This is a genomic window from Clostridium sp. AN503, from assembly GCF_040719375.1.
Classification (GTDB): Bacteria; Bacillota; Clostridia; order Lachnospirales; family Lachnospiraceae; genus Brotaphodocola.
Window position 1 is genome coordinate 2,379,443 of record NZ_JBFDTP010000002.1, and the last position, 15,515, is coordinate 2,394,957.

Annotated in this window: 11 protein-coding genes; all 11 read right to left on the reverse strand. The window is 54.9% G+C overall.

The window, feature by feature from the left end:
• Window positions 1–9: 9 nt before the first annotated feature.
• The 11 genes from AB1I67_RS18480 to AB1I67_RS18530 all read right to left on the reverse strand — a co-directional run bounded on the left by AB1I67_RS18480 (window position 10) and on the right by AB1I67_RS18530 (window position 15,063).
• Window positions 10–789, reverse strand: a complete 780-nt coding sequence (locus tag AB1I67_RS18480; protein WP_367031533.1) for an N-acetylmuramoyl-L-alanine amidase — start codon at window positions 787–789, stop codon at window positions 10–12.
• A 78-nt stretch (window positions 790–867) separates the two neighbouring features.
• A complete protein-coding gene (gene iadA / locus AB1I67_RS18485; protein ID WP_367031534.1) occupies window positions 868–2,025 on the reverse strand; it encodes a beta-aspartyl-peptidase in 1,158 nt (385 codons plus the stop codon).
• A 26-nt stretch (window positions 2,026–2,051) separates the two neighbouring features.
• A complete protein-coding gene (gene iadA, locus AB1I67_RS18490) occupies window positions 2,052–3,248 on the reverse strand; it encodes a beta-aspartyl-peptidase (protein ID WP_367031536.1) in 1,197 nt (398 codons plus the stop codon).
• A 1-nt stretch (window position 3,249) separates the two neighbouring features.
• On the reverse strand, window positions 3,250–4,695 hold the full coding sequence (gene nhaC, locus AB1I67_RS18495) for a Na+/H+ antiporter NhaC (protein WP_367031537.1): 1,446 nt from the start codon (window positions 4,693–4,695) through the stop codon (window positions 3,250–3,252).
• A gap of 168 nt (window positions 4,696–4,863) precedes the next feature.
• The gene (locus tag AB1I67_RS18500) at window positions 4,864–6,069 is read right to left on the reverse strand and encodes a glycoside hydrolase family 88 protein (protein WP_367031538.1); all 1,206 of its coding nucleotides are present in this window, start codon (window positions 6,067–6,069) and stop codon (window positions 4,864–4,866) included.
• 33 nt (window positions 6,070–6,102) lie between these two features.
• Window positions 6,103–8,298 (reverse strand): alginate lyase family protein, encoded by a 2,196-nt coding sequence (locus tag AB1I67_RS18505; protein ID WP_367031539.1) that lies wholly within the window; start codon window positions 8,296–8,298, stop codon window positions 6,103–6,105.
• On the reverse strand, window positions 8,295–9,122 hold the full coding sequence (locus AB1I67_RS18510; protein ID WP_367031541.1) for a carbohydrate ABC transporter permease: 828 nt from the start codon (window positions 9,120–9,122) through the stop codon (window positions 8,295–8,297). Before AB1I67_RS18510 ends, AB1I67_RS18505 begins: the two co-directional genes overlap by 4 nt.
• A 9-nt stretch (window positions 9,123–9,131) precedes the next feature.
• Window positions 9,132–10,025 (reverse strand): sugar ABC transporter permease, encoded by an 894-nt coding sequence (locus AB1I67_RS18515; RefSeq protein ID WP_367031543.1) that lies wholly within the window; start codon window positions 10,023–10,025, stop codon window positions 9,132–9,134.
• A gap of 69 nt (window positions 10,026–10,094) precedes the next feature.
• A complete protein-coding gene (locus AB1I67_RS18520) occupies window positions 10,095–11,450 on the reverse strand; it encodes a sugar ABC transporter substrate-binding protein (RefSeq protein ID WP_367031545.1) in 1,356 nt (451 codons plus the stop codon).
• A 173-nt stretch (window positions 11,451–11,623) separates the two neighbouring features.
• The gene (locus AB1I67_RS18525) at window positions 11,624–13,237 is read right to left on the reverse strand and encodes a response regulator (RefSeq protein WP_367031546.1); all 1,614 of its coding nucleotides are present in this window, start codon (window positions 13,235–13,237) and stop codon (window positions 11,624–11,626) included.
• 26 nt (window positions 13,238–13,263) lie between these two features.
• On the reverse strand, window positions 13,264–15,063 hold the full coding sequence (locus AB1I67_RS18530) for a sensor histidine kinase (protein ID WP_367031548.1): 1,800 nt from the start codon (window positions 15,061–15,063) through the stop codon (window positions 13,264–13,266).
• Between the last annotated feature and the right edge of the window lie 452 nt (window positions 15,064–15,515).

The window sequence follows — 15,515 nt, forward strand, 5'->3', positions numbered from 1 at the left end:
TAAAACCATTTAGTATACTGCCCGCTCCCGTACCATCATGGTTGGATATCCCATGCTCCTCAGGGTCTTCTCCATCCATGCCGCATTGTCCAGGTTTAGATACGCGCCGACGCGCACCTTATAAAGCCCGTCGTCCGCCACAATAAATGCCGGCATGCCTTCCGCCTGGAGCTGCTTAAGAAGCTGCTCCGCCATATCACGGTTCTCATAGGCTCCGACCTGAATCTGATAATATTCCGGTCCCGCTTCTGCCTCACGCAGCGTTTCCAACACCCCGTCTGCAATGGCCTGCGCCACCTTCTGGAAATTGGCGTCAAAGAACATGTTGTCTGCCTCATTGTCGATGAAGCCAGCCTCCACCAGCACAGCCGGCATCTCTGTCCGGCGAAGTACGATCAGCCCTGGCCGCTCAATGATGCCTAAGTCCTTCCAGCCCATATCCCTCAGCTGTTCATTGATATTGGAAGCCAGCATCGCCGCCTCCCCCTCATTTGCATATACAAGACTCTCCGTCCCGGAAGCCGTCCCCGGAACCGGCATGGCATTGCGGTGCAGGGACAGGAAAAAATCAGCCCCCCACTGGTTCGCCATCTGCGCCTTCTCAAACGGGCTCTGATAAACGTCCGTCACTCTTGTATATCCAACATCCACACCATTTTCACTTAAAATCTGGCCTACCGCCAGCGCCAGCCTCAATGTATCTGTCTTCTCCTGCCTGCCCTGATAGATGGCGCCCGGTTCCTGGCCGCCATGTCCGGCATCGATGATAACCTTTCTGGAATCCGCCAAAACAAAAAGCTCCTTTCCGCATACTGCTCTACAATACAGTATGGGAAAAGAGCTTAAAATGTTCAATTTCCTGTGTAATTATTCAAATCTTCCCTTCATGAGCAGCTCTCCCTTCCAGAGGGCCCGCTGCCCCCTGGCGATCAGGCTGTCAATCTCAAGCCCGTCCCCCAGGATCAGAAGGTCCGCATCCGCGCCTTCCGCCACACATCCCTTCCTTCCCTCCTGTCCCAGAAGGACCGCCGGGGTGGAGGTCAGAAGCTTCAGCGCTTCCTCAAGCGCCATACCTCTGCCCACCAGGCTCTGGATCGTCCTGTGAAGATACTTGGGGGATGCATAGGTCAGGCCAATGCACTCACCATTTTCATTAAAACGAGGCTGGCTTCCATATGCATCGCTTGATAATGTCACATGGTCGGCCGTGACGCCGTCCCGGCTCAATAACTCCATCAGCTTTTCCGCCTCTGTCTCCAGCTCCTCGTCGTCGCCGCCAGCCGTGCAGTCCATATAACCGCCGCGCCGCACCAGCTCTGCACCCTGGTCGATCAGCTCCGGTGTGCGGAGCATATGGGTGGGAAGCAGATTCTTCACCGGCACGTCCGAGTTGTCCAGCACATAGAATATTGGGTCTAAACCGCCTTTTCCGGAACCCATATGCATGGTCACCAGTCCCGGCGTACAGCTCAAAAGCCCGGCGCGCCGCGCCGCTGTCGCAAGCCGTACCAACTCCTCCCCTGTAGGATTGGAACTTCTGTGGTCAGACACAGCAACCTTTACGCCGATCATCGGCGGGATCATCATGATGTCCTTTTCCACACTCCCCGTGATCGTAGTTGGCGGATAACCATAAGCGCTGGTCAGTGTGTAGGCGGTCATCCCCTCCTCGGTCAGGGCACGGGCCTTCGCCACCAGATTCTCCACGCTGCGGGTCACGCCGTCTGTGCCCAAAAGCCCGACCACCGTGGTGATCCCATTTACCAGGAACACACTGAGCTGGGATTCCGGTACGCGGGATGTCGGTCCCTGCTCCCCACCGCCGCCTGTGATATGCACATGCAGGTCGATATAGCCCGGAACCAGGGTTTTCCCCTCCAGGTCATAGACCTCCACATCAGGAAGCCCGTCATAGCCGGAGATACAGTCATCCATCCGCAGGATCTTCTCACCCTCGATCAGGATATCCTTTTTCCCCAGCGGCTCCGGCGCATATACATTTGCATTTTTAAGTAATTTTATCATATTCTGTCAATCTCCCTCCCTGGCTTCTATTCCTCAAACGTTCCCTTAACCTTCACGGCGCCGCCTTCCACCATGATCCTGCCCTTCGCTACCACCGTATCGATCTCAAAACCATCATCCAGGATCAGCAGATCCCCGTCGCTGCCTGGATGGATACAGCCCTTCCGGGGCCACAGTCCGTTTGCCCGGGCCGGATTCTCCCCACAGACGCGGACCGCCGTCTCCACCGGCACACCGGCAGATACCGCGTCCCGGATCTCCTCGTGCAGGGAGGACAGCCTTGTGACCAGAAGCCGCGCGCTCCCGTCCGGCAGAGGCACGCTCATGCTGCCGTTGCCGTCGGAGCTCATGGTCAGACGGTCCATGGGCACTCCCTCCTCCATGCAGATCCGGATGGCCTCACTGGGTTTGATACAGTCAGAAAACCCGTCGCTCTCCCGGATGCCGGAAGTCAGATCAATATAACCGCCCCTGCGCGCAAATTCCTTTGCCTGCTCAAACAGCGGGAACGCACGGTTCACATGGGTCGGAATAAAATGCCTTGCGGGAATCTCCGTCTCCTCCAGGATCTCAAACAGCAGCTTGAGGCCGGCCTTCCCCACTCCCATATGGAACTGGACCACCCCCGCTTTCCCGGAGAGCATACCGCCCAGCCGCGCCTGGGTCAGGATACGTTTTAACTCATCCTTCGCAGGCTGGGAAGACCGGTGGTCTGAAAGAGCGATCTCTCCGATCCCCAGCACCTTGTCGATCAGGATGATATCCCGGCGCGCATCCCCGGTCATGGTCCGCAGCGGAAGCTCATAGGAACCGGTCAGGATGTAGGCGCTGACGCCCTCCGTCTCCAGCCCTCTGGCCTTTGCCAGAAGTGACTCCGGATGGCGCCCTGTCCCATCGGTGCCAAGGACTCCCACTAGCGTTGTCACCCCGGCGGAAACCACATCGCTTAGGACCACCTCCGGCGTGCGGCTGTAAGGCCCCGCCTCACCGCCTCCGCCGATGATATGCACATGCTGGTCCACATAGCCGGGTATCACCCTCCGCCCGGCTGCGTCCAGTACCCTGACCGGGACGCCGCAAAGGTTGAATCCATCCACAATGCTGTCTGCCATGGGTGTCTCTGTCACCGCCAGGACCTCCCCGTTCACGATCAGGATATCCCTGCGTCCCAGATGCTCCGGAGCATACAGATCCGCATTTTTAACCAGTAATATACCCGGCATCCTACTTCTCCTTCTTCTCCTCATCCTCTAACTTTGCAATACCGAATCCGGTAAAGCCCCAGATGATCGCGAAAATAAATCCTGTATAGCACAGCACCGCCCACGGCAGATAATCCAGGACCTCAACCCCCAGCGTAGCCGTCATATAAGCGCCCGCTGCGGACCAGGGAACCAGCGGGACAAACACCGTACCTGCATCCTCCAGGGTCCGGGACAGGTTCTTTGCCGCAAGCCCTCTCTCCTTGTAAGCATCCCGGAACATCTCGCCTGGGATCAGGATGGACAGATAAGAGTTTCCGGTGGTCAGCGCCATGGTGATACAGGCGGCTACCGTTGCCGTGATCAGCGCGCCGGTGCTCTTTGCAACGCTTAAGATCTTCTGTAAAACAACATCCAGGCAGCCCGCCCGGCTCATGATCCCGGCAAAACAGAATGCACAGAATACCAGAAGCGTAGTGCTCATGATGCCGTTCATTCCGCCGCGGTTTAAAAGCTGGGTCACTGCCCCTGAACAGGAAGCCGGGTCAAACCCTGCCCGCTCGATCATGGAAACATTGAATCCGCTCACAGTGCTTGCCAGCACATTCTTTAACGTCACATTCTGAAGGAACAGCCCTTCCAGCCCAGCCACAAACGTAGATAAGAGCATCACCGGGATGGTCGGCTTGCGCAGGACGGAACCTGCCAGCACGATGACAACCGGAATCAGCAGCAGCCAGTTCCAGTGATACATGGAAGAAAGCTGGTTTAACATGGTCATAACCGTATCGGAGGTAACATCCACCGTAGTGTCCGCATTCAACCCCGCGATCGCATAAACGATCAATGAAAGGATCGTCGCAGGGATCGTAGTGTAAAACATATGTCCGATATGGTCATACAAGTTACTTCCCGCCGCGATGGGCGCCAGGTTGGTCGTATCAGAAAGCGGAGACATCTTGTCTCCGAAGTAAGAGCCTGCAATGACTGCGCCTGCCGTAGCCGGAAGGGATACGCCCAGTGCGCCTGCAATCCCCATCAGAGCCACGCCCATCGTCGCAACGGACCCCCACGAGGTACCGGTCACCACGGAAACCACCGCCGTGATCAAAAATGCCGTAACCAGCAAAAACTTCGGATTCACGATCTGGATCCCATAGTAGATCATCATTGGGATCGTACCTGCGGACATCCATGCCCCCACCATAGCACCCACACAGATCAATATGAGGATCGCCGGCATTCCTTTGGCGATCTTTTCAGAAATCTCCTGCAGCATCTCATCCCAGGTAACTCCCACCCGGAACGCCACAAACGCGGCAACTGCCGCAACCATGATGAGCAGCGGCTCCGTGCTGTACCCGAATACGCCTTTTCCGATCGTCAGGATCACCAGCATGGCGATGATCGGAATCACTGATTCCAGAAATGTCGGCATCCTTCTCCTGCGTTCCTTCTCCTGTTTCATAAGCAAAATCCCCCTTTGTCTTTTTTGTATGTACAAGGATCATTATATCAAAAAAAGCAGGACGCCTCAAGTGCTACATCGTACTAAGGGCAATTCCTGCTTTTTCTGATTTTCTGTTATTTACTTTCCTGTCGCAGCAGTCACTTCCTGCCGCTCACGCTTTTTGTTTTACCAGTAAGGCTTCCAATCCCGCCAAAGACGTACCAGACCCTCCAGGTAATAATAATCCCCCCAGGTGTTGCACTCATCCACACCGCGGTTTGTGCAGGGATTGTTGACTGAATCACGCGCATAAGTCCCGTGGAGCAGCAGGCCGTTGGACTGGGATCTGTTCTTCACCGCGCAGTGCTCCCACAGGGCCAGCATCAGCCGTTTTGCCATATCCGTATAATAGCCAGCCTGCTCTCCCGGCAGATACTTTGCCATCTCAAGCATTCCGCAGGCAGCGATCGCCGCGGAGGAGGAGTCTCTCGGCTCCTCACTTCCATCGTCAAAATCAAAATCCCAGTAAGGGATCAGATCCTGCGGCAGATGCTCCAGGAAATACCCCGTCACCTTCTCAAAGACCTCAATATACTCCGGGTCCCGGATGTAGCGGTATGCCATGGCGGAGCCATAGATGCCCCATGCCTGGCCCCTCGCCCATGCGGACCCGTCCCGGTTGCCCTGGTGGGTCACGCCGCGGAGCGCAGCCCCAGTCTCAGGATCAAAAAAGTAGGTGTGATAGGTAGAGCAGTCCGGCCTGACAACGCATTTCATCGCCGTCGTGATATGAGCCAGCGCTTTTTCCCGGTATTGTGGCTGGCCGGTGGTCTCCGACGCCCAGAACAACAGAGGCATGTTGAGAAGACAGTCGATGATCAGCCGGTAATTGTCCGGCGCCCCAAGCTCGCCCCAGGCCTGGAAAAACTGCCCTTTCTCATGAAACCGCCCCATCAGATTATCCGCCGCCATCAGAGCCGCCTTTTTGGCAGTCTCATTCCCCGTCAGCATATACGCCGCCACACAGGATGGAGAATATAAAAAGCCCATATCATGATGGTCCACATCCACCCTTCTCATGATCCGGTCCAGAAAACTCTCCACCTGGACTTCGCCTGCATGGCGGAGCGCTTCTTTTGCTTCCTCTGCCGCATGGCTTTCTTCCCTGCATGTTTCCTCATAAGCCAGCCAGATCTGGCCCGTCCAGAATCCGGTGGTCCACTCCACATTATCCGTCTGCGGATAAAAATTACCGCTGCTGTTGGAATCCGGGAATCTGTCTGTGAACTCCGCCAGATTTGCTTCCACCAGCTTCACCGCCAACTCCTTCGCCTCCCGGACCTGTTCTGCCGATATGACGCCGTAAGTCAGCAAATGTTCTCTTGTCTGCATGTTTGCCTGTTCCTCCTGTTCCTCTGAATGGTTCTACCACCGGAGCACCACCATCTGTGTCTGCCTTTCTCCGGCCTGCTCCGTTTCCTGCTGCCCTGTTTCCTGCGGCTCCTTCTCGGCCTGTCCCGGCTCTTTTATCTCCGCCGCCATCACCCGGCCAAGCCCATAACAGCCTTCGGCGCCAATATATTCGCAGTCCGCCCCGGCCTCCACATGGGCGTTGACCACCAGCCACGCGCGTCCGCCGCAGGTTACCTTTACCGCTTCCGCTTCCCGGTCCTCAAGCGTCCTGCCGGAAACCGGAGCTGCAACTGGTACCTTGACCGCTTCCACTGTCTCAATCTCCGAAACGCTTCCAGCTTCCGGCATGATCCCATCCACCGGCTCAGCCCCGCATTCCTTTTTCCGGCCGCCCACCTGCTGGCAGACGACCACTGTGATCAGGCTGAATGTCCCGCTCCCTTTCCCAGAAAACGTCACCATCCGGCCCGGTTCCTTCCGGTTATAATGCTGTGAGATGCCAAACTCCTCTTCTTCCATGGAAGCGCCGTCCGATACGCACCGAAACGTCACCAGGCTGCTCTTTCCTCTCACAGAAAATCCACGTTTCTCCCGAACCGGAGTAAGCCCCGGAGCCAGATGAAAGTGCTGCTGAAAACTATGTTCGCCAAAGGCAGAATCCTGAGCAGCTCCATGGACATTTTCACTGGAAGCCCCATAACAGGTATCCATAACCAGATAGATCCCTGTTCCGATGGCGAGTATCCTCCGCTCCACAAAAACACCGCGGTCCATATACCCCAGATGGCTGCACTCGATCAGGGTATACTCCCCTTTTCTGCACAGATTGCCCGGCAGCGCGGGGAGCAGTCCATCCACTCCCCAGGAATCCAGGCACCGGGTATATTCTGCCCCGTCCACGGTCACGCTGTTGTGAGCCTTCGCACTCTTGAACGCGCGCCGCTCTCTGCCGTCCACATAGGTATACCTGCCCGGATCGATGAGGATATCCTCCCCGCCGACTACCAGATCCATGTGGCATTTGTCAAAATGCCCATGGCCTCCGCCCAGGCTGCCGCAGCGCACATGCAGGTAATCCGCGTCTGTTCCCCACGAAGAACGCAGATACCAGTTGCCGCTGTCTTTCAGCCAGGCATAGGTCGTCTCCGGCTCCCTGGAAGCGAGCGCCTCATATTCTGCCGCCGCATCCATACCGTAGTCCCAGGCCCCCTCATACTCCATGTGTTCAAATCCGCCGGATTTCAGCACCGGGTCCGAAAGCCAGTACCCGCAGACCGTCAGCACGTCCCGGAGGTCCGTCACGTCGCTGTCCCCGCACGGAGGCTGGCTGCCGTCAGGCTTCTGCCAGATCCGGTCCGCATATGCCATGGTTTTCACTTTTTCCGTCACCGAAGAAGGGAATGTGTCACCGCACAGCCTTGCCACCCGCAGCGCCTCCAGATAGCATTTCAAAACCTCGTTGTGATACATGGGCGACTGCTCCCAGTGCACGCCGTCGTCCATCACCTGAACCTCGATCTGCCTGGTCAGCCGTTCCTTCGCAATCTCAGCATACCGCTCCCCCTCCGGATAGCCGCCCACAAAAGCAAGCATTTTTCCAATCGCATACAGACCGCTGTTCTCCAATACGCCCCAGTTGCTCTTGGTGGAAAACGGCACGTCGCAGGCCGCAAGATACGCCCCGTGGCACGCCATGGAATCCAGAAACCGTTCAAAGACCTCATTACTCACAGAAGGGCTTGACACGAAATACCCCATGGCTTTGATCCAGCTCTCCGCCCGCAGCCCCGCCTCGATGGTCCTCCAGGTCTTCGGCTTTAACTCCTCCGTAATTGGATTTTTTAAGATCCAGCGGGAAAGCTGGGATGCAAACGCCCTCGCATAATGCTCCGCCCCGCTCATGGCATAGGCCTGCCCCATGCACACCCAGTAACGGTGCCGGTTCATCTGATAGATAAACTCCGGATCATCTCCCGGCTGGTACGTCCAGTCGATCTCCTCCGGAAACGTGACCGGCGCTGCCGTCTGCTCCATATCCCAGGGAAGATCGAACAGGAAGGTCCGCCCCATCACCTCATCCGCGATCCGGATCCGGTGCGCGGCTTCCTCCGGCCACCATTTCTTCACATAAGCAGCACACGCCGAAGTTTCCTCCGGCGTTTTTCCATACCTCTCTGCAAATCTTGCACGCTGCAAACTCATCATCATCCTTTGACGCCTCCTGCCGTGATCCCTTCCACAAACCAGCGCTGGCAGATGATGAAGATCGCGAGCACTGGTACCAGGGAACAGACGGACGCAGCCATGATCAGAGCATAGTCTGCTCCGTACTGGGAGATAAACATGCGGATACCAAGCTGGATCGTCTTTAACTCCGTGCTGTTCAAATAGATCATCGGCCCCATAAAATCATTCCAGATACTTACAAAGGTAAAGATGATCAGGGTTGCGATACCCGGCTTTACAAGCGGCAGCGCGATCCTTGCAAAGATCCCGTACTCGGAAAGCCCGTCGATCCTGGCCGCCTCCAAAAGCTCATTGGGGATCCCCATCATAAACTGGCGCATCAGGAATACGCCGAACGCGGAGAACGCCTGCATCAGGATCAGCCCCAGATGGGAGTTGGTCAGATGCATCTTGCTCATCAGGGCGAACTGCGGGACCATGTACACCTGCCAGGGCACCGCGATCGTGGTGACATAGACCACAAACAGCAGGTCTCTTCCTTTAAATTTCACCTTTGCAAATCCATAAGCTGCAAAACAGCTGGTGAACACCTGGATGACCGTCGTGATGACCGTCAGCTTTGTGGTATTCTTAAAAAATGTGAGAAGCGTGATCTTCTCCCAGATGTTCTGGTAGTTCTCAAAATGCCACACCGTAGGCAGGATCTTCATGGGGATGCTGAACACCTCATTGCTGTTCTTAAAGGACGCCAGCACCATCCAGAAAAACGGGATGATCATCAGCACCGTAAGGACGGACAGAACCACATAAACGATAGCCTTGCTTTTGAATGTTTTTGTACTCATGTCTCCTCCTTATACGAAATCCGTAAATTTTTTCTCGCCGCGAAGCTGGATCAGCGTGACCACCAGCACAATGGCAAACAGCACCAGGGCCGACGCACTCGCATAACCGAACTTGAAGTCCACGAACGCCGCATTGTAGATATGGTTTACCAATACGTTGGTCGCCCGTCCCGGACCGCCTCCGGTCATGACATAGATAAGATCAAACACCTTGAAGCACTGGATCGTCAGCATGATGACCACGAAGAAGGTGGTGGGTGTCAGCATCGGGATCGTGATGTACCACAGTTTCTTAAGCCCTGTGGCCCCGTCGATGCTGGCCGCCTCATACAGATCCCCGGAGATCCCCTGCAGGGCTGCCAAATAAACCACCATATAATAGCCCATGTATTTCCATACGCTGACGATGATGATGACCCACATAGCCCAGTCCGTGGATGCGCACCACTTGGGCGGGTTTGCCACGCCGATCCATTTTAAAAACTCATTGATCGGGCCGAACTCCGGCTGGAACAGCATGTTCCACACAGCGCCTACCGCAACTAAAGAAGCCACATACGGGAAGAAAAATGCGGTACGGTACACCACCATGCCTTTGATCTTGGAGTTTAAGAGCACCGCGATCAAAAGCGCTGCCACCAGGGTCAGCGGCACGGTAAAGATCGCATACCAGAAGGTATTTTGCAGGGAAATGATAAACGTGCTGTCCCCGAACAGCTTTGCAAAGTTCTTTAATCCCACAAACTGCATCGGAGCGTCCGAGCCGTCCCACTTCATCACGCTGAGCACAAACGAAAAGCACACCGGGATAAAGATAAAGACAAAGTATCCGATAAAGTTCGGAATGATGAAAGAATAGCCGACCAGGTTGGTCCGCAGTTCCTTTTTCTGCCTTCCTGTCATGATTTTTCTCCTCCTTGGGCATAAAAGGACGTCCCCTCTCCCGAAAGGGACGTCCTTATGAATTTCAGTTTATTCTTCCATAGCTTCCTTTGCACGCTCGTTCATGTTGGCGATACCGGTGTCGATATCCTCCTCGCCGATCATGATCAGGTCATGCTCTTCCTCGATCACTTTGCGGACAGAAGGCATCTTGGCATCCAGCGGACGGTCGAACACGAAGTTCTTAACCTCCAGAGCGGTCTTGCCATCCTCCGGGAATCCTTCGATGGAAGAAAGCTTCTCGGTAACTGCGTCAGAAGAGATTGCCGGGAATACGCTGTTGTCTGCAAGGATCTCTGCGCCTTCCTCACTGGTAGCGAACTTCACGAACTCCCATGCGGTATCCGGTACGTCGCTCTTTGCGTTGATCGCGATCGGGGTAACAGAACCAACAGTGCTTCCTGCCTCTACGCCTTCCGGATGCGGGATCTTGGTCACACCCCAGTTAAAGTCGAACTTTCCGTCCTTCTTATCCTGGATCAGGGTTGCGATAAACCAGGTACCCATGGGAACCATCGCACACTGCTGCTGCTCAAATACGCTGATGTAGTGGATGCTGCCGGTCTTTAAGTTCGCATAGCTCTGAAGAGTGCCCTCATCCTGCATGCGCAGAGCCTGCTCGTAGTAGGGTTTTAAGAAGGAATAATCCTCGGACAGCAGGGTGTTCTTGCCATCCTGGAGCGCCCAGTTGGCAACCATAGCCATCCAGGTGTGGTTGTGGGTGCCGTATACCTTGGCGCTGCCCTCGCCGCTTGTCATCTGCTTTGCCAGTGCCTCATACTCATCCCAGGTCATGTCATCCTTCGGATACTCCACGCCTGCTTTGTCAAACAGATCTTTGTTGTAGAAAAGGGTGTACCAGTCGCGGCGGAACGGAAGGGTGTACTGCTTCCCATCCATCTGAAGCTGCTCTGCTGCGCCGTTGTACAGGCTTAAATCAATGCCGTCTTTTGCAATGTAGTCAGTCAGATCCAGAAGCTGGTTCTTGTCCTTCATCGCCACCTGGGTGTCGGCATCCTTTACCATGATCACGTCCGGATCCGTGTCGCCGCCTGCCAGCATAACGGTGATCTTGTTGTTATACTCATCCGCCTGGGTGTCAATTAACTCCACCTCGACGTTCTCGTTCTTTGCCATAAATGCATCTGCCATCGCCTGGAACTGCGGGGAGCTTGCATTGTCCCATACGGAAACGGTCAGCTTCACCTTCTCGCCGCTTGCCGCTGCCGCTGTGGTCTCAGCAGCGCCGCCTGCTGCCGCCGTGGTCTCTGCCGCGCCGCCTGCCGCTGTTGTAGCCTCCGCCGGTTTGGAACCGCCGCCGCAGCCTGCCAGTGAAACGGCCGCTGTCACAAATGCCAGTGAAAGTGCTGTGATTCTTTTCTTCATAATGAAACCCTCCTGTTAAACTTGTTTTTGTAACTTATGAAACAAGTATAACAGGAGGGCTTTTTCATACCAATCGAGCCAATTACGAATTTTTATAATATCTTTCACTGTCCGGATTTACTTTTTATAATTTTTTACACTTTTTATAATTTCTTCATCTTTTATGCACCAGGCTACAGCGTCCTCGCCAGCGCCTCATATTCCTTTGGAGTGAACCCCGTGATCTTCTTAAAGACCGTGCTGAAATAATACTGGGTATCAAACCCCAGCATATCGGAGATCTCATACATCATATACTGATGGGTGGCGATCAGTTCCTTGGCCTTCTCCACCCGGAAATGATTGACATAGTCGGTAAAATTCTGCCCCGTCTGTTTCTTGAAGCTGCTGCTCAAATACCCCTGGCTGATGCCAAGCTGGTCAGCCAGCTGCGCCAGGGAGATCTTCTCCCGGTAATGCTCCTCCACATATTTCTGCGCCAGCTCCACGTTGCGGTCGGTCTTCCCGTCTGCGCGCTGCTCCAACACCTTCACCACCTCGCCGCTGAAGCTGCCGATCCAGCGGATGATGTCATTTAAAGTTCCCATACGGTTTAACTGCCCGATGATGTCCACCGCATAGGGGAACGCGCTCTCCTCCTGCTCCTCAAAAAAGGACGTGATAAAATAATACAGGCTGCTGCACCCGTTGATGGCCTGGGCGCGGGACGGCTTGTGCTCCATCAAAAGCTCCTCCACCTGTTCCATGATCCCGGTGAACTTCTCTCCGTCATTGGACTGGATGCTCTGTCCCAGATCCTTTTTCAGGAAGCTGATATTGAAGTTGCTGCTGTGGCGGTTGCTGGCCTCGCACTCCTCCGAGTAGAACACGATCGGCTCCGCCCACTCATAGTAAGTGTAATTCATGGCGCTCATCACCTGATACAAAAGCTCCGGAAACTCCTCGATCCCCTGTCCCTTCCTGCTGACCGCCACCGAAGCGGACACTTCAAAATAATCCTTGATGACCGACAAAAATTTTCCGCCCATCTTCCGGATCCGCTCCTGATAGTCCGGGATCCCGAAGGCGGAAAGCACCAGGATAAACCCGTTCTGATCCCTCCGCACCAGACAGCTGTGGTCAAAAAAGCCTTTCACCATCTCCGTGATAATATCCTCCGCGAACCCCATCATCTTTTTCTGGTCGTCCCTGGTAAATGCCGGAGAAAACCCTTCAAACCCATAGTTAAAATGGATCAGCATCAGCACCGGCTCCTGAAACTGCTCCCGGATCACCTGTTTTAAAGGTTCCTGGGCATTCCCTTCCAGATCGAACACCAGCACCCGCCTGAAATAGTTTCTTATGCTGTCCGCCATGGTCATCCCATACTGTGTTTCCCTATCTGAAAGCACCCCCCCTACTGGGTTTTTTTCGCGACATTTCTCCACAGCGCGGTCCAGGGTCTCTGCAAGCTTCTCTTCGTCCAGCTCCAGCTTCACCAGGTAATCCAGCGCCCCCAGCCGCACCGCTTCCCTTGCCAGGGAAAAATCCTCCAGGTTCGTCAAAAGGATAAACTGAGCCTGGCACTGGTTTTCCCTCGCTCTCCGCATGAATTCTATCCCATCCATGGCCGGCATCTTGATATCGGTTATGATGATATCCGGCTTCAGCTCGTCAAGCTGCTCCAAAGCCTGCTGGCCGTTGGTGGCCTTTCCCACAATCCTGCAATCCTGCTGTTCCCAGTCCAGCATGGACGCGATCCCCGCCAGGATCAGCGGCTCGTCGTCTACCAGCATCACTCGATACATGTTAAATCCTCCTTAAGCTCCGTAAACTACTCCTTGTCTAAAGCAGGCAGGCCTTCTGTCTCAAATTCCAGCGGAACCACGATCGTGATCTCCGTATAGACACCCACCTCACTCGTGATGGACAGCCCGTATTCCTCCCCGTAGGTCAGCTTGATCCTGCGGTCCACATTGGCGATCCCGATACTGCTCATCCGGTCGCCTTTCAGCTTCTCCGTATCCTCCAAAAGGTGCTTAAGCTTCTCCGGTTCGATCCCCACGCCGTCATCCCGGACCACCAGATACATTAGGCCGTCCTCCCGGTAAATATGGATAAGGATCATCCCACTCTTGCCGCTCGGCTCGATGCCGCTGAAGATGGCGTTCTCCACCAAAGGCTGCAGCGTCAGCTTCACGATCTTTGCCCTGACAAGCTCCGGATCGTCCATCTGGATCTGCAAATCAAACAGCTCCGCGTATTTGAGTTTCTCAATGGTCACATAATCCCGAACAAACTCCAGCTCCTTTTCCATGGTCACCTTTTCATGGAACCCCTTAGCCATATTTTTAAGAAGGCCCGACAACGCGGTGACCGCCTTGACAATACCGCTGTTTTTCTGAATGACCGCAATCCACTTGATCGAGTCCAGGGTATTATAGAGGAAATGCGGATTGATCTGCGCCTGGAGCATTTTCAGCTCCAGACTGCCCTTTTCCTTCTCATCCTCCAGCCGCTGCTGCATCAGCTGTTCAATCTGTCCCGCCATATTGTTGACCACTCTGCCGACGGTCCCGATCTCATCCCCACTTTCAATGGCCGGATCCTGGGAGAAATCCCCCTCCGCGATCCTTCCGATATGGCGCACCAGCCGGTCTATGGGCTTCCTGACCTGACTGCCAAAAATAAAGCTCAAAACAAAACCGATGAACAGGCAGGCCGCAAAAATCAGGATAACGGTCTGAAGCAGCATGAGCCTGTCATTTTTAAGCGTGTCCAGATCCAGGATCTCCACTACGGTGATCCCGCTTCTCGCATAAGTCTCGTATGTAATCTTGCTGTCTGCCCCATGGATCAAACGGTCAAAGGTTCCCCGTCCCTTGCCCGCCTTTAAAATCCCCGCGATCAGCCTGTCATTCTCCTCCCGGTGTCCCGGGTCCTCATGGAGAGCGGCGACCCGCTCGCCGTCCGCAGTCACCACGATCACCTCGTTGCCGTTGTCGTTGCTTGCCAGCTCATCCTGGAACAGCTTTGGAGACAAAAACACCGCCGCCCATTCCTGCCCGCCCGACCCGGATATAGGATGGATGATCGGCAGGCTCTGCTCCCGCTCCCCGTAAAACAGCGGATCCCGGAGTTTTAACTGATACCGGTCCATCTCCTTCGCCTGCTCCTCAAAGAACCAGGGCGCGCCGCAGATCCGCTGTCCATCGTCCGTACTGGAAAGAGCCGTCCCCGCCTGGACCATAACGCCGTCATCACTGAACACAGACAAACGTTTGATATAACTCCCATACCCGGTGATCGCACAATAACTGCTGGCAAGGCTGGCATACTCAATACCGTTCCTGCGCTGTGCAGCGGTCTTCATCCTTCCGACCTGCTTTAAGTTGAAGGCGCCGCGCTCCGTACAGTTCAATATAATATTGACCATTTCCTCATACGCCATCTTATAGCGGTAGGAAAGGCTCTCCACATGATAAGTCAGGGAATTGGTGGCAACCTCCACCGCCTTTTTGTTGGCAGTCAGATAACTGCTGACGCTGAAAATAACAGCTATGATACAGATAATACATAAATTGTACCAGAGAAGCCTGGCTTTAATGGTCTTTGCATGAAACAATCTTCTCATTGGTTCCCCCATAGTGCCCCCGCGAAGAAGTCCCAGTCATCACGATTCTGAAGGGGGGCTTTCCGCCATTCTACCATATAATTCCAATAAAATCTAGTATATAGGAGGGGACGCAGCCGGGGCAGAGGTAGCGCAGAGAGAAGAGCGGGGGAGGAGGCGGGCGGAGATGCTTCCGTTTCGGTCATAAGGGGCACTAACGCAAACGGAGACGGAAATCGGGGCAACGCTCCAGCTACGGAGAACTCCTGATGAGTTCTCCTCCGCGTCGCGCTCCGCCTGGGTCCTGTAAACCCAGGCTCCGGCCCCCGATTTCCGCCTCCATTTGTGTAAGTGCCCCTAATAACCTGCAAAAGTCACATCTCCGCCCGCCTCCTCCCCCGCCCTTCTCTCCCCATAAGTCTTCCTCCCGGCTGCTGTGCACTGGCCACTTGAGGTAAAAAAGCAAAAAACAA